Source organism: Nitrospira sp. Ecomares 2.1 (assembly GCF_965152585.1).
Genome location: NZ_OZ224219.1, coordinates 3,610,972 through 3,627,146 on the forward strand (window position 1 = coordinate 3,610,972; position 16,175 = coordinate 3,627,146).

14 protein-coding genes are annotated in these 16,175 nt (G+C 51.5%); 12 read left to right on the forward strand and 2 right to left on the reverse strand.

Annotation, left to right across the window (positions count from 1 at the left end):
- Positions 1–26: 26 nt before the first annotated feature.
- The 6 genes from ACWHYD_RS15975 to ACWHYD_RS16000 all read left to right on the forward strand — a co-directional run bounded on the left by ACWHYD_RS15975 (position 27) and on the right by ACWHYD_RS16000 (position 6,329).
- Complete coding sequence (locus ACWHYD_RS15975; RefSeq protein WP_447963018.1) at positions 27–614, forward strand: MotA/TolQ/ExbB proton channel family protein; 588 nt, start codon at positions 27–29, stop codon at positions 612–614.
- Positions 615–723: 109 nt separating this feature from the next.
- On the forward strand, positions 724–2,196 hold the full coding sequence (locus ACWHYD_RS15980) for an amidohydrolase family protein (RefSeq protein WP_447963019.1): 1,473 nt from the start codon (positions 724–726) through the stop codon (positions 2,194–2,196).
- A gap of 81 nt (positions 2,197–2,277) precedes the next feature.
- Positions 2,278–2,595 carry a hypothetical protein gene (locus tag ACWHYD_RS15985; protein ID WP_447963020.1) on the forward strand — a complete coding sequence of 106 codons (318 nt, stop codon included), beginning with the start codon at positions 2,278–2,280 and terminating at the stop codon, positions 2,593–2,595.
- A 108-nt stretch (positions 2,596–2,703) separates the two neighbouring features.
- Positions 2,704–4,923: a TonB-dependent receptor family protein gene (locus ACWHYD_RS15990; protein ID WP_447965889.1), complete on the forward strand. Its 2,220-nt coding sequence runs from the start codon at positions 2,704–2,706 to the stop codon at positions 4,921–4,923.
- 176 nt (positions 4,924–5,099) lie between these two features.
- Complete coding sequence (locus ACWHYD_RS15995; protein WP_447963021.1) at positions 5,100–5,510, forward strand: ExbD/TolR family protein; 411 nt, start codon at positions 5,100–5,102, stop codon at positions 5,508–5,510.
- A gap of 612 nt (positions 5,511–6,122) precedes the next feature.
- On the forward strand, positions 6,123–6,329 hold the full coding sequence (locus tag ACWHYD_RS16000) for a helix-turn-helix transcriptional regulator (RefSeq protein ID WP_447963022.1): 207 nt from the start codon (positions 6,123–6,125) through the stop codon (positions 6,327–6,329).
- Positions 6,330–6,410: 81 nt separating this feature from the next.
- Here the strand turns inward: ACWHYD_RS16000 and ACWHYD_RS16005 are convergent, their stop codons facing one another.
- Positions 6,411–6,602 carry a hypothetical protein gene (locus ACWHYD_RS16005; protein ID WP_447963023.1) on the reverse strand — a complete coding sequence of 64 codons (192 nt, stop codon included), beginning with the start codon at positions 6,600–6,602 and terminating at the stop codon, positions 6,411–6,413.
- 308 nt (positions 6,603–6,910) lie between these two features.
- Between ACWHYD_RS16005 and ACWHYD_RS16010 the strand changes: the two genes are divergently transcribed.
- The 3 genes from ACWHYD_RS16010 to ACWHYD_RS16020 all read left to right on the forward strand — a co-directional run bounded on the left by ACWHYD_RS16010 (position 6,911) and on the right by ACWHYD_RS16020 (position 9,829).
- Positions 6,911–7,657, forward strand: coding sequence for a hypothetical protein (locus tag ACWHYD_RS16010; RefSeq protein ID WP_447963024.1), 747 nt, complete (start codon positions 6,911–6,913; stop codon positions 7,655–7,657).
- 233 nt (positions 7,658–7,890) lie between these two features.
- On the forward strand, positions 7,891–8,442 hold the full coding sequence (locus ACWHYD_RS16015) for a cytochrome P460 family protein (RefSeq protein WP_447963025.1): 552 nt from the start codon (positions 7,891–7,893) through the stop codon (positions 8,440–8,442).
- A 502-nt stretch (positions 8,443–8,944) separates the two neighbouring features.
- Positions 8,945–9,829, forward strand: coding sequence for a vitamin K epoxide reductase family protein (locus tag ACWHYD_RS16020; protein ID WP_447963026.1), 885 nt, complete (start codon positions 8,945–8,947; stop codon positions 9,827–9,829).
- A gap of 362 nt (positions 9,830–10,191) precedes the next feature.
- Here the strand turns inward: ACWHYD_RS16020 and ACWHYD_RS16025 are convergent, their stop codons facing one another.
- Positions 10,192–10,848: a hypothetical protein gene (locus ACWHYD_RS16025; RefSeq protein WP_447963027.1), complete on the reverse strand. Its 657-nt coding sequence runs from the start codon at positions 10,846–10,848 to the stop codon at positions 10,192–10,194.
- A 977-nt stretch (positions 10,849–11,825) separates the two neighbouring features.
- Here ACWHYD_RS16025 and ACWHYD_RS16030 point away from each other — a divergent pair.
- The 3 genes from ACWHYD_RS16030 to ACWHYD_RS16040 all read left to right on the forward strand — a co-directional run bounded on the left by ACWHYD_RS16030 (position 11,826) and on the right by ACWHYD_RS16040 (position 15,980).
- The gene (locus ACWHYD_RS16030) at positions 11,826–12,194 is read left to right on the forward strand and encodes a hypothetical protein (protein WP_447963028.1); all 369 of its coding nucleotides are present in this window, start codon (positions 11,826–11,828) and stop codon (positions 12,192–12,194) included.
- A 227-nt stretch (positions 12,195–12,421) separates the two neighbouring features.
- A complete protein-coding gene (locus ACWHYD_RS16035; RefSeq protein ID WP_447963029.1) occupies positions 12,422–14,755 on the forward strand; it encodes a TonB-dependent siderophore receptor in 2,334 nt (777 codons plus the stop codon).
- Entirely contained in the window at positions 14,706–15,980 is a 1,275-nt protein-coding gene (locus tag ACWHYD_RS16040; protein ID WP_447963030.1) for a PepSY-associated TM helix domain-containing protein, read from the forward strand. Before ACWHYD_RS16035 ends, ACWHYD_RS16040 begins: the two co-directional genes overlap by 50 nt.
- Positions 15,981–16,175 lie beyond the last annotated feature (195 nt).

Sequence of the window (16,175 nt, forward strand, 5' to 3'; positions counted from 1 at the left end):
CGACGCGAGAAGAAGGGAGTAGAGGCATGATTCAATTACTGATGGGTGGCGGATGGATGATGATCCCCATCCTGGGCTGCTCATTATTAGCTCTGACCGTCAGCATCGAACGTGGATTCCAATTCCGATCGTTGCGCTTCAGCCGCCTGGCGGACCGGATGATCAAACTGGTTGAACAGGGAAAATGGACGGATGCGCTGGCATTAGCCGAACAACGCCAGAGCCCCACACTCCGCGTGCTTGCGGCAGGCATATTTCATCGAGACCAACAACCGGACAAAGCCATGGAAGCAGCTGGAATCGGCGAGCTGGCCCGATTAAAGCGGGGATTATCCGTTCTGGATACGATCATTACGTTGGGTCCCTTACTGGGACTGCTAGGAACCATTATTGGAATGATCGATTCCTTCGACATCATGTCCGAATCAGGACTAGGAAATCCCCACGCGGTCACAGGTGGTGTGGCTGAAGCACTCATTTGCACCGCTGCAGGAATTGGGGTTGCCGTCATCACGCTCATTCCCTACAACTTTTTCCTTTCCATGGTCGAACGGGAAACCGAGCGCATTGAACAATATGCCACCAAACTTCAGTCGTTCCTGGGACATTCCTAATTCCCACCTTCAGCTTACGAACGGCATGGACAACCCACAGCAACAAAGCAGAGAAATCGTAGCCAAACTCAGAAGGTTCATTCATTTAGCATGTTTGAAGCCTCCAGGCATGATTATTCAGGGCGAAAGAAAATGGATTCAGAGTCAACAGACACCATACACCCTGTTGTCTTTGACCATCCTGTTACTCATTAGTGGACTGGGATTGATGGGATGTAGCATTCCCACTCATTCCCCACCAACCACCAATATCGAATCTTTCGACAACCGGAAGACTGCCAAAACCTATGAATTTATCAATGGCCAATGGTTTGATGGACAAGGCTTCACCAGGGATACCTGGTATGCGGTCGATGGCTCACTTACCCGCCTCCGGCCCAAGGTTGTTGAACAGACCATTGATCTGAAAGGCGGGTTTGTCGTGCCACCGTTTGGCGAAGCCCACACCCACAACGTCGAAGGTGCCTGGGACATCGATCAGGTCATCAATCATTATGTCCGGGATGGTATTTTTTATGTAAAAAATACCACCGACATTCCCGAGTTTGTTGAGCAAATCGACGGAAAACTCAACACACCGGAAACCATTGATGCGATCTTTGCCCATGCCGGTCTGACCGGGAAACGCGGTCATCCCATTGCTCTATACGAAGACATACTTCGCACCCATCGTTATGAACCGGTCATTGGCAAACGTGAAAAAGGATGGTTCAACGGGCGAGCTTACTTTGCTCTTTCCTCTCTGAAGGATGTGGAAACCTACTGGCCGGCCATCATGGCGACCAAGCCGGATTTCATTAAGCTCTATCTTGCCGACTCGAAACATTTTGAACACGGCACCCGCTCCGCCACTCATGGGTTTCGGAGCGGCCTGAATCCGCAGCTTATCGAGCCGATTGTCACGCGTGCGCACCAGCAAAACCTGCGTGTTTCCGCACATATTGAAACAGTTGATGACTTTCGAACGGCCATCAAGAATCATGTGGATGAGATCGCCCATCTCCCAGGGTGGTTCCTTCCTTCGCCCGACCAAGAGTCAGCCGTGCGATTAACTCAAGAAGATGCCCAACTGGCGGCCACACACCGGACCGTGATTGTCACGACGACCGTCGCCGAGCACTTTCACCCGGCAGGACATCATACCAAGACGGACGCGAATCCCCACTCTCCTGCAAATTCCCAAGAGCACCAACCGCCACCCGTGAAAAATGTCCTTGAGGTCGCCAAGAGAATTCAGATGGAAAACCTCAAGTTACTGCATCAGGCCGGGGTCACCATTGCCATCGGAAGCGACCATGCGGAAACTTCCCTGGCGGAAGCACTTCACCTTCATCACATGGGAATTTTTGACAATCTGACCTTACTGAAAATGTGGAGTGAGACCACTCCTCAAACTATTTTTCCTTCAAGGAAAATTGGACGATTGGACGAGGGATATGAAGCCAGTTTTCTTGTTTTACAGGGCAATCCGCTTGAAGACTTCGAACAGGTTCAAAACATTATCCTTCGTATGAAGCAAGGGTCACCTCTGTCATGGAGCGAAACTCACCATACAGATGCCACAGCCAAACATGCGCATTAATCTTCGATCTACAATGGACAGGATTTTTAAACCACAAGACATAAACCCTTCAACATGCCTGACAAGCCATCGAGCCCTCCCATGATGCCGCGCCGCCTTACACTCCCTTCAGTCATCTTCGCGGTGGCGTATCTCGCTCTGGCGAGCATAGCCACGTATTGCGTGGCATCTCATGAGATCCAACATTCTCCAATCAATCATCATTCCAAAAACACCACTTCCCATTCCTCAATTTGCTCATGGGCCTGTCAGGTCAGTTCGAAAGCGAACTCGGCCGACACGACCCACAACGCACTTCTTACCCACACCCTATTAATCGTCGGATTCGTTTTCTTTTTTTCCGTCATTCCTGCACAGGCAACGCTGAGTCGGTCTCTCGCTCGCGGCCCTCCGGTTTAATCAGGTTCCACGATTCCAACTTAATATTTTTTTGCAGCCATAAGGGCAGAACCCTGTTCAGCCTGACCTGAATCCCTTCATGCGTGCAGGAAAGGATACGTGAAATCCATGATCGACCTAAAGTACTTGAAAATCAAAAACATGCAACTAGCCTTGCAGTTTTGCGCGGCAATTAGCTTTCTCCTAATCGAGCCCTCCCTGGGTATAGCTGAAGAAATAATTGAAACACTTCCAACTGTGACAGTAGAAGCCAAACGAATCGAAAACATCGATGTAGTCAAGGAAGAACTCGCTCGCCGGCCCAGCAGCACCATCCTGATCGAGGAAAAAGAAATCGAGGAATCCCGTGCGTTCAATTTAACCGACGTCCTTCAATTCGCTCCAGGCGTGCGATTCCAATCCCGATTCGGTGCCGACGAAGGACAATTCCAAATCCGGGGGACTTCCCTCAGGAACAACTTTCATCATCGTGGTATTAATATTCTCATCAACGGGATCTATTTCGGCGATGCGGACGGATTCTCCGATTTTGAATCCATCGACTTGATGGCCTATGAGCGTATCGAGGTGTATAAAGGGTCCAACGCCCTCCGGTATGGAGCCAATACCCTGGGAGGAGCCATCAATTTTGTGCCCCGCACGGGCTACAACGCCTCCCTCTACCAAGCGCGTGGATTGGCTGGGAGTTTCGGACTCTATTCAGGACAGGTCTCCAGCGGCCAGGTCACCAAACCCTTTAAGGTCGGCACCATGGACACCACCGCCGACTACTATATCAGCGCTTCGGGCAATCATCAGGACGGCTTTCAGGATAACAGCCAGCAGGCACGCGGACGGTTAAATGCCAACTTCGGATTTCAGATCGGCGATCACCAGGAAGTGCGCGCCTATATCCTGGGAGCCGAGGTGTCAGAAGCACTCCCAGGGTCGATTACCCAAGCGCAATTGGATTCCGATCGAAGGCAGGCTAACACCTTGGGGGGAATCAATCCGTTTTCCTGCGGGCCAAACCAGGCCTGCAAATGGGGACGGTACTATAGTTATATCCGGGTCGGGGCCGCCTATCGCAATGAATTCGCATCCCACCAGTTTTTTGAGATTATCCCCTATTATTCCTACCAATACGTAGATCATCCTATTTTCCAAACGATCGTCCAGGATAACTATAATGTGGGAGGGGAAATTCGATACGTCAATTCACATCCCATTTTCGGACATGAGAACAAGTTCCTCATCGGCAATCAACCACGATACGGAGACACCAATCAACGGCGTTTTGTCAACAATTTGGGCAAACGCGGAATACAGACCCAAAACCTCACGTTGGAGACGACCAATCTCAGCACCTACCTGGAAGACCAATTCAACGTAACCGATGATTTCCTTGTCATTGCAGGCGGACGCTGGGAATACAGCATCCGGCAGGGCAGGAACCAACTCTACAGTCCCTTTACGGGAGATTTAAATACTAGCGATACCGGCGTACGTCATTTCAATGCTCTTATCCCAAAGATGGGGTTCGTGTACCAAACCACCGGGACCTCGCAAATTTACGGAAACGTCAGCCGTGGGTACGAACCCCCCATCAATGTCGAATTGACCTCATCGATCAACCCCGACGGCACAGTCCCCACCACCCCCTTCATCAACCTGGATGCGCAACGGGCCTGGCAGTTTGAAATTGGCACGCGAGGCTCCACAGCGGATAACCGCTATACCTGGGACCTCACCTTCTATAACCTGGAAATGCAAAAGGAAATCCTGACGTTTAATATCAATAACCAACCGACCTATCAAAATGCCAAAGGGACGCGACACACAGGCATTGAAGCAGGAGGCAGTATGGTGGTGGCCAACGGATTGCTGGTTCAGGGCCCCAAAAACCACAGCGACACGATCTCCGTTCGTACCGCCTATACCTGGTCCTTATTTAAATTCACCGATGACGTGTACGGCGGAGGAGACAATGGAACTCAAAAGTTCTTGGTGGCCAAGGACGGCAACCGGGTTCCCGGGGCACCCGAGCACCAGCTTGCGGGGGAGGTACGCTATGATCATCCGGCGGGATTTTTTGTCGCCCCGAATTTTGAATGGGTCCTCGCCGGATATTACGTGAACAGCGAAAACACCGCCAAGAACTCGGCCTATTTCCTCGTCAATCTGAAGGCAGGGTATAATTACAGTAAGAACTTATCCTTTTTCGCAGAAGGACGAAATCTGTCCGATCAAACTTATGCGGGTGCTGTCGTGGTCAATGACAGTCTGGGCCGGTACTTCAATCCCGGTCAGGGGATCAGCGGGTTTGGTGGAATCGAATGGAAGTTTTAATGTGTTCGGGCCGGACACAATCGTTCAGGGAACAGAACATTGAGGTTGTCACACCTAGTTCGTTATTCTAGGTGTGACACCCAATGGCTTATCAACTGAAGACGGATATTTTAAAGATTTCCATTCACATTATCTGTTAACCTTTTCGCAACGACAAACCGGGCATTAAGATTTCCATGAGACTACCTGCCGCCACACAGAAAAAGGCCCGCATCGAGATCATTCCGATGATCGACACGATGTTCTTTCTCCTGGTGTTCTTTATGATCGCCACGCTGTCCATGACCATTCAACATGGGATGCCGGTCAATTTGCCGACGGCCGACTCCTCAACGGATAAAGTTCCTGAGCAAATCTCTCTCACGCTGACCCATGAAGGAATGCTGTACTACAATAAGGACCGCATTGAACTACCGGAACTGGAAGTCCGCCTGGCAACCCTTCGGCAAACCGACTCGGACCCTTCAGTCGTCATTAACGCCGATGAACAGGTTTCCCATGGCCAGGTCATAAAAGTGATGGACATCATTCGATTGGCCGGCATTTCCAACATGGCAATTGCCACAAAACCCAATTCGGAATCTTAATCCCCCGGAAACCATGAACCACACCCCAGCAACTCCATTCACCAATGTAGGGCCTCGATTGGCACATGCCCTTATCGGGCTACTCATTGGGTTACACGTCGTCCTCCTGGGTGCGGGAGCGTTCTGTGCTTCAAGATCCCTTGATCCCAACACCTCTCACCATTCCCACCCGGCCCAATCCCTCTCTCTTCTTTGCTCGTGGGCCTGTCATGTCGCCCAGATTGCCTCAGGTGCCAGTCCGATTGCTCAATGGTCGGCGCTGTTTTTTCCCATCATGTTCTGGCCCCTGACACCGGTATTCATCTTTTCCCGAACCTCGCCCTTACACAGATTCTCTCCTCGCGGCCCACCCGTTCGTTTTTTGGTTCATGGATAGACTCGGATTTTCAACGAATCCGTCCCTGAACCCACATCCCAAGCGCATCGTTTCGTCGTGAGCAGAATGGTCCAATGATCTCCATTCTCCATTGATTCGACGTATTGCGCTCAAGAAGTAACCATGTTGAAGCCCGGTTGGAACTATTTCGTTCCGGATCTTTCATAGTAGTGACCGGACACGAACACATGACTGTAATCGCATGACACAGCATACAGGCTGCGGAAGGAGAACCCATGAACAAACAACTTTTACGTGTCGGTGAAGCGGCTCAAACCTTGAATGTCAGCCGATGGACCATCTATCGGTGGGTCGAAGAAGATCGTCTGAAAGCGACGAAAATTGGAAAAGGCAGCTTACGAATATTTCGGGATTCCATCGATGCGCTGATTCAACAAAATCGCAAAAACCATTGGGATTTTGCCATCACGGAATGTCAATGAGCAGGGAGTAAACTGTTGCATTGATGAGCACCCGTCCGTAGACACCTTGCAACGGAACAGCTAGCCTGACGGAAGAGATCATCAAAATTGCTGCAATTGCAATGGCCCAAGATGAGGAAGACCACTCTCACACAATCGTTTGCGGCTCTCATGCTCAGCATGTGCTTCCTGTGCGTGACCGGAGGCCTTGCCTATACGGCTCCACTCCACATCCACCACGGGCACCATGATCAGCAGACTCATGGGAACACCTGGTGTAGCTGGACGTGCCAAGCCGGGCAAGGCCTTCAGACGCTGTCAGCTGACATCCTCAGGTCATTTTCTCTATTGGGCATTCTTCCCCTCTTCAAACCTACAGCACCTGATCTCTTCCGACATCACCACAGTGCTTCTCGTGCCCCGCCTCACTTTTCCCTCTTCTAAGCTTCTCATTGGATCCCGTTGGTTTTTCTCACTCATGAAGATGAAAGACGTGGGTTCGCAGAAGAACTGAACCAAACCTCAGAGTCCGGAGCACTCACCGGCTCTCAAGCAGGTTTTCAATTTATTCCTTGATACCTACTCAATGGAGGCACTGTCTCATGTACAGTTATTCCTTTAAATGTTTCCGACCAACCAGCAGTTTCACCCTATTGATCGTCTTCTTTTTGTTCTTTCCAAGCCTGGGGTTTGGCCGTGAGCAAGCCATTCTTTCGTTTCAACTTGACCCACGCCCTTTCAGCCCTGCCCTCTGCCAAAGCAGCGGCCATGACCGATCCATCAGGATTCAGGTGGCAAAATATCATGATCTCATCATTCGCAAGGTTCCCGGACAATGGATACCTGCCGAATCTCGCGAAGCCAGAATCAAGCAGTATGTCCATTTCATCAAATTGCAGGATTTAACCGATGGAATCGTCACCCAAGGCGCGATTGCCTTTGATCGGAATTATGCCGTGATCTTTACGGCAGAGCACCCCGAAGGCATAGCGCGAAGCAAATTTATGGCCTCACTCCCTGCATCACAACAACAATTAGGAAACGCCGCCCTGAATACGTTTTTGCATCTCCGTCAGGTCCTCTACGCCGCAATCGATTCCTGCCGTTCGTATCCACCATTTGTCGTATACGGAACGGACGAAGAAATTGACCGGATTGAAGCGGCCAGGCGGATATTCGCCAAACGGGTCAATCAATTCAATAGTGATCCGACCGCCTTATCTGCATTCACCTTTCACGAAACCGGGATGGCCGATGGATTTGTCGATCCCGATGCGGGAATGGGCACGAACGTCAGCTACCAGGCGATGAATCCATTAAATTTCCATGTGCCTTCGCAATATCCCTAACCCGAGAAGTTCTGGAAATGAGAGATCGATATAACACAGAGACCGTCTCGATCACCCACTCGGCTATAGATCCCAAACCATCCCGCTGTAGCAGAAGACAGTATCCGTCTGTAGACGGACTGTTGGGTCCATCGTATGCTGGAGCCACTGTCTAGACGTTTCCAATTTTGGCTTTTCACGATCTGCCGGTTGCGTCAACCGGACGAGTGTTCGGCGAAGGAGGATTAAGAAACATGCAAAGAATGAGTATCGCGTTTCCGGCCTTTGTGGTTCTAGTCTGTTCTTTTTTCACCATGCCTCTTGCGGTTCAATCTGGCGCCATGCCGAAAGACGGTGAGCTGGCATTTCCTTCAGACTATACATCCTTCCCCGTCTTTTTATCAGGGGTCCAAAAGCCCGATGCGGTCCGTGACCTGTACGTCAACCCGATTGGTGCCAGAAACCAACCAGGTCAAGCCTTCACCAACGGATCCATATTGGTGATGGCAATCTACAACGCCAAGAAAAATGTCAAAGGAACTTTGGAAAAAGGAGCAGACGGAAATTTGGTGAAAGCCGAATTGGCCAAGGTTTTTGTCATGCAAAAAGGAGCAGGATGGGGAAAAGGCGCTCCGGAGAATCTCAAAAACGGCGACTGGATTTACTCAGCGTTTAATGCCAATGGCGATCGCTTGGAGGTCGATTATACGACCTGCCGGGGGTGCCATTTACCCCTTGGTGAATCCAAAGATTTTGTGCACCGGTATGATGAATATTTTGAGAAACGAATGCATGCGACTCATTAACCAAAACAACGCATCCTTTCCTGGTTCCAGGAAAAACAGAACAGCGTAGAACATCCAGGGACGGACCGGCCTCCAACCTTGGACGAGTAGGGTGAAGGTGGATTGCACTCCTGCAGCCTCCTAGACCTTCACCCTGCTCCTATGCGCACCCCGCCTCTTCCCTCCTCAACACCGCTCATCAGTGGCCAAAAATATTCAGGCTAAGAGGTCCCTACTCCGGCATCCAATCACTCAGAACCAATGACCGAAAGACTATCACCCTATCCAATCCTGAAACAAAACGGCAGACAAGGGCCCGACCCTATCCCTTTCTCAAGCAAGACCTTGAGGGACCAAAAGCCGTTTGAAATTTCGATCCCGTGCTCAGCAATTCATCATTGGGAGATACGCGCCTGACATGGCCTCATCAAAAGTCTCACCCACGGTCGGGAGTTTCTGATACATTGATTGTCGGGATTTCATTGGCAGGAATCCCATGATACACTCTTTCACGAGTCGCGCTATGGCAAAATCAAAAAGACAAAAACACTCAGTCGACACCGAAGCTCCAAGAAAGACATCGAACACTCCGGCTTCCCTGCACTCAGGTTCGAAAACCGTCGACCTTCTCCTCATCATCCTGGCCGGTGTCGGACTGATGTTAACCGCCTACCTGACCTATACGGCCTCGTTCGAGGTTCACCCGGCATTTTGCAGCGAGGGTTCGGGCTGTGACATTGTGCAGAGCAGCCGATGGGCTACATTTCTGGGAATTCCCATGGCCTTGTGGGGTTTCGTGACCTATATGGTAATCGCGGGGTTGGTGTGGTCCGGCCGTGGCCAGTCCGGTAGCGGATCGGCGTTGATTTACGTGGCCATGAGTGGATTCGCGGTTAGCGCCTACCTGACCATCGTCTCGGTCATGGAGATCGAAGCCACCTGTCCCTATTGCCTGACTTCATTTGCCATCATCACGACCATACTGGGTCTCGCTCTCATTCAACGTCCTCCCAATTGGACGAAGTCGTTGAAAGAGGCAGTCGTGGTCGGACTACTCATCGTTGGCGGGCTCCACCTGCACTATGGAGGTTGGTTTGACCCGGCAGCAGGCCCTGAAGATCCGCAACTGCAGGCACTCGCCATCCATCTCAATGACACCGGCGCCAAGTTTTATGGCGCCTATTGGTGCCCTCGTTGCCAGGAACAGAAAGCCACATTTCTCTCATCAGCTAAACGGCTCCCCTATGTGGAATGCAGTTCGGGCGGAAGAGGAAGCGGTCTCACCGCCCCCTGCTTCAAGGCCGACATCAAAACATACCCCACCTGGATTATTGGAGAACGACGGTTAACCGGACTCAAGACCCCACAGGAATTGGCACGAGCCTCCGGATTCGATTGGCAGGAGTAAACGATCCGGCATTGCCTTCTCCTCCATCTCATTAGACCTCCGTTGCCGACCTTCCCTGTACCCCCACATTCTCGACCCCGGATAGTAGAACTATTTACTCACGACACAGGATCATCATCTTCAAACCGCATCCATCAGGGTGACCCAGGTTCCGATTACCCGTGCCCACCGCCGAACCATGGAAGTGGGGATTATCTTCTATCAGAATGGAATCGTCACGGAAATTCAAGAAAAAATACAATGGAGAGGGCCATCATCGCTTCTCCCGGCCACACCACCGCTCAAATCCACGATGAGGGAGAACACGCATGCGCGAATTCCCCCCCACGCTGAAGTCACCGATGAAATGCCAATGATGTTTCTCAGTCTCGATCGCGGGATCCGTGTTTACGCGATCCCCCTTCCTTGAAAAATTTTCTTCTATCATCGTCCTGATACCCATGGTGGTCTATGCCTCGGTGATCAAGAACACCTTTGGGGAATGTTTGCGGATCTTCCACACAGCCAAACCGGCTGCCTTGGGGATTTTGGGTTCCGGCCCCGCAAACCCACACTTCATCAAAAAATAGCGGCCCGGCTTGCGGGTCGCTGAGATCATTGATCTCCCCCCTGACTCTGAACCCATAGGCCCCGTCAATCGTGGGTTTGAACCAGGCATTGTACCGATTGTCGGCTCCGAAGGCCTGCTCGGGTTTGGCAAGTCGATCCTCCTGAATGATCGCAGAACCCATACTTTCTTCCTTTCGGAACTGAACCTGCGCTTCAATATCCACCACATCTCCCTTACTCACGCTGATAGGCTTCCCGTCTGATGTTCGGGTCACAAAAAAATCAAGGGCATTAACGGCATCCTCAAATGCCGGTTCGATCCTAAACCCGACGGCTAAGGTATAGGGCCCGACTTCCCTTGGCTCATGGGGATTGGCCATGGCGACCGATTGCATCAAAAACCCCACTGCCAACACGACACACATTCCTGAGCCCGCCCGATACCATTGACCAACTTGCATGCACGGCATACCAGAATCCTCCTCTTTGGTGAATGTGAACATGGATGCGAAAATTTTCGAACAACCGGAAGAAATATATCCTGTGATGGAAGATCTCGCTACCAAACCACGCCTTCATTAACCAATCGTTGCAACGTATTTTTTCACTTCATAATTTTTCGAATGCCAGGAAAAGATACCGACATGGTCTCAAGAAAGCTTGAGAAGGAGCATGATATGGAACCGCGGTTTTTCCTAACGGGTTCGTAAGGGAGAACTATCAAAATAACAATAGTTACATGAACATATTTGCCAGAAATATTCCCGGGTGTAGCACCGATCAGTAGAGATCGGTAGAACAATCTCACCGGATAGGATACATTTTCCCTTGAAGCTAAGAGATCACTGCACTCTTCCAGCATCAATCGGAGCGGCGTGACTCATCCCTGACCCACCCCGCTCCCTGTCAGGGTGAAGGCATTGGGACTTGCAACCTCCTTGGCCTTCACCCTGTTGTTTTATTCTCATTTGTCCCGCTTTTCCAGAACAATCCATTGGCGGATCGGGTGAACCAAGGATTGACATAGGCCTGAGCCATTCCCATTTCCCGCTACATTCTGGATACAATTCGCTCGTAACACTGACGGAGGAGTTACCACACAACACAATCTCTTCACCAACGAGCGGCCTGTAGATTCTGTATCATGCCAGCGCGACGAATCAGCTTCCTACGGGTCAGCCTGGATCTGATGTGTAGATAAGGCAATCTTGTTTCACCACACAACTGTAGTATCGGTCAGTACACGTCGGTAGCCGGACCAGTATGGCTCTGATACAACCATGCTCCTGTACGCTATATCGAAATATTGAATTCATTATTTATCATGATGAAATGGATGAAATTGCACGACTTCCCTCTGTTGTTCTCAATGTACTGAGAATATGGCCTCTCACCCCGCATGATAGTCAACACCCAACAAAAGACCCCCGCTCTTCCCTGTAGGCCTGTGACTCGACAGCCTGGACAGTTCAGTCTATGGCTGATCTGTCTGCTGATCGGCATCCGGTTTGTGGCCGCCTTCGGGGCCTATATCTGCGTCGCAGATTGGGAGATCAGGACAATCCGCACTGTGCATATCCATGCGGCAAGCTCCCATAGCCATTGTCAGCATGGTCAATCCACTTTCAACCCATTCGTCGGATGGGCCTGTACGGTGTATCAGGACGATCAGATGCTTCTCCTGCCGGACAAGCCTTACATGCCGCTGCAGGGGTCCGTACTCGCTCCACTGGTCATTCAAGTTATTTCGTTGCCAGACAGTCCGGTGATTGCCGCGCATGGCCGCAGTCCTCCCTTCAGCGCACGCATCTCCTAATTACAAGCACCACACAACATTCGATTAATCATGAGCCGCAGCCGGCCTGGTCCGTTTCGACTCGTGTGCCCTGGGACTGACATCTCGCAATGTGAGCAGGGAGGGGTCTCTCCTCACACTGTTTCCTCCCACCAGGCATGCCGGGTCTCGCTCCCGGAACCGGACCGTCGGCATCACACAGTACTGACGTCCCTGCATCCAGGGTGCTCAGGTAGGAGCCTATTACTATGAGTTCAGCCGGATCCTCTCGAGTCATCACTCGAATGCCCACATGTTCCCGTTTCCTCACGAGGGTCGCACATATTGTCGCGACGCTCTTCTGCCTCACCGGGTTGACTGCCTGCATGGGACCTGCCAAGCCTGTGCCACCCACACAGAGTCATGCGGAACAGGCACCTCCAGCAACCGAAACGGTCGAGGGACCCAAGACACTTGACCCGGCTCCGGCTACCGTCCCCGAACCACGCATCCCTCTTTTACCATTCCCCCCAATCGGCTCGGGCCAATCGATCGAAGAGCAGGACAAGGTAGAGGTGCCGGTGGTGGAAGCCAAACCGGTCCATGTCACGGCGCAACGCGAGTCCTATAACGTGGAGCGTGCGACGAGCGCGACCAAAACCGATACGCCGATCATGGAGACGCCCATTTCTATCCAAGTGATCCCGCAAGCGGTGCTTCAGGATCAACAGGCCATTCAGATCGAGGATGCCGTCAAAAATGTCAGCGGGGTATTTCCCGGATTTACGTTCGGTGGTTTTGGCGAAGAATTTATCATTCGCGGATTCAATACAAATTTCAACAACTATCGAGACGGGTTTCGATTATCGGCTGATCGACTCCCGCTGGCCAATATCGAACGCATCGAAGTTGTCAAAGGCGCCGCAGCAAATCTTTATGGCCGGATAGAACCCGGCGGCATGATTAATCTGGTCACCAAACGGCCTCAAGCCGAATCCATGTATTCGTTGAATCAGCAATTCGGCTCGTACAACGAATATCGAACCACCGCCGACGCCACCGGCCGACTGACGACCGATGGGACATTGCTCTATCGATTCAACCTGGAGTACCTGAATAAAGATTCCTTTCGCGATTACGGCTTTACCAAGCGGATCTTTGTCGCGCCATCGCTGACCTGGAAAATGACTCCACGGACCCAATTGGATCTAGATTTTAATTATCTCAACCAAGATACCCGTGAAGATTACGGGATCGTGGCCGTGGGCAACCGCCCCGCCTCGATTCCCAGATCACGGTATCTTGGCGAACCGACGACCGATAAGAGCAACACCGGGTTCTATAACTCGACAGCGACGTTGACTCATGCCATTCACGAGAATTGGAAAGTCCGTGCCCGGTTTAACTACGCTCGCAGAGACGTTGTGGACCCACAGACATCGGGAGCAAGCCTGGATGAGCAGACGGGCGAATTACAACGATTCTTTTATAAGGGCAATGCGACCGGAAACACCTATATGGGTACCGTTGATCTCACCGGGCGATTTGATACGGCCGGCATCGAGCATGATGTTTTGGTGGGATGGGATTACTACGGGGGGTTTACGGACGTGAAGTCCACATCCCTGGCCGCCAACCCCATCAATATTTACAATCCACAATACGATCCGACCAATTTAGCCGGAGTCAAAAACAATTTTTTCATCGACCAACGGACACAATGGAATGGTCTGTATTTTCAGGACCAGATCACGCTGTTCGATAAACTGCATATTCTGGGTGGCGGGCGCTATGATTGGGCCACGCAAGAATTGGGATTGGCCTTCGGTGCCGATCAATCCGTGGCCGATGCGACAAACAACATTAACAAAGCCAAAAACAATCGATTTAACCCTCGCGCCGGAATCGTTTATCAACCGTGGCAGTGGTTGTCGCTGTATGGCAATTACGTCCAATCCCTGGGTAGTGCGAATTTGGCGTTCGATGCGTCGGGCAACATCCTCGACCCGCAATATGCCGAACAGTATGAGGCGGGATTCAAAACAGCATTTTTCAACGATCGGTTGACCAGCACTGTGGCGTTTTACCATCTGACCAAGGAGAATCTGCCGGTCCAGGTACCCGGCCAACCGTTTTCCGAGGCTGTGGGAGAAGCGCGCAGTCAAGGGGTTGAAGTGGACATCGCCGGAAGAATTACCGAGGGGTTGAGTATCATCACCACCTATGCATACACCGATGCCGAGATCATGAAAGGGGACAACAAGGGGAACCGGCTCTGGAATGTGCCCAAGCATGCCGGGAGTGTCTGGCTTAAATACGATATGCAGCAGGAGCCTCTGCGTGGATTAACAGTGGGTGGCGGCGTTTTTGCCCAGGGTAAGCGACAAGGAGACAATCAGAATAGTTATCAACTACCCAGCTATGCCCGAGTCGACGCGTTAATGAAATACCAGATCCCGATTACGATGGCCCGGATTACCCTTCAGTTGAATGTCAATAATCTCCTAGATCAAAAGTATTACGGGGGAACCTTGGGGGATCGTTTTTCCATTAATGTCGGAGCCCCACGCACATTCATCGGGTCAATCAGAATTGCGTACTAAAGGAGAAGGCCGGGATCGAGACGCTCGAAACAGGCGCCGCACCTTCTGGCTCAAGATCCATAGATATCTCGGGTTGATTCCAGGAGCGGTCTTCGCGATCATCGGCTTAACCGGAAGTATGCTGGCGTTTTGGCCAGAACTTGAGGTGTGGCTGCATCCTGGTCTTTGGAAAGTCAACCCGCAAGAGGAACAATTCGAATTCCGTCCCTTGGATGAGATCGTGGCGGCAGCCAACACCGCGATTCCATCTGATGGCACCCCCTATGCGCTGGTGTTTCCACGAATGCCGGATACGGCATTCATGGTGAGCTACAGCCGCCCGGCACCTAACCCTGAACAATTGGAGTGGCATCAAGTCTTCATTGACCCACAGACGGCACAAATCAAAGGACAACATTTACGGCTTGATTTGGAGCGGCCATGGCGCGGTACGTTTTTTGATTTCGTCCTCCGTGTACATAGTACCCTCGCCCTGGGGGCGAGGGGTTCAACGGTCGTGGGAGCGCTGGCTCTCCTCTTGTTGGTTTCTCTCTTGTCCGGGCTGATCCTATGGTGGCCGTCTTTCGGTCAATTGAGCGGAGCCTTCACCATAAAACGCGGAGCCGGGCGTATTCGACGTGTCTACGATCTGCATAAAACACTCGGCCTTTATACGTCGATGCTGTTGGTAGTAGCCCTCTCTTCCGGCCTCTATCTCGTGTTTCCCGACTTTGGAAAGAACCTGATCGGCATGTTCTCCGCCACCACGCTTGTCCCAGAAGACCTGGCGTCCAGACCTTTGCCTGGTGAACAACCCATCGGCTTTGATCGGGCAGCGGCCATCGCCAATGGATATTACGCCGATGGACGGTTTCAGTGGATCTTCTTTCCCCAGGGACAAGAAGGATTCTATCGAATCGTGAAAAAGGGGCCCCATGAGCGCACCGATATCCTACCGGCTCGGGCACTCTGGATTGACCAATACAGCGGGCAGATTCTCCACACCTATGACCCCGAACAATTCACCGCAGGTGATACATTCGAGCGATGGCTCTTTCCTCTTCACAGTGGAGAGGCCTTTGGTCTTCCCGGCAGGATCGGCATTATGATCCTGGGGTTGGTACCCACGATCCTCTTTGTTACCGGCCTGATGCGTTGGAAGCACAAACGGAAAAAGCGCAACTTTCCGAAGATGTTTCGCCCTACCACCTCAAGGAAAGGTATTGATAGCCAAGCACGCACCTAAAGCCCCTTCTCATCCGTCATTCAACCATCCACTGTGCGTCATGAATTTTCCAGCCCACGACTTTCCCTTTCTGGTGCGCCTCGCCTCCGTCTGGCCCAGCTACGAGGTGGAAGGATGAACCAATTAAACAAGGAGTAATGTATGTTCTGAGGCTCTGATGATGGGTTTTGCAGAACTTTCTAAACTTAGAAGGAT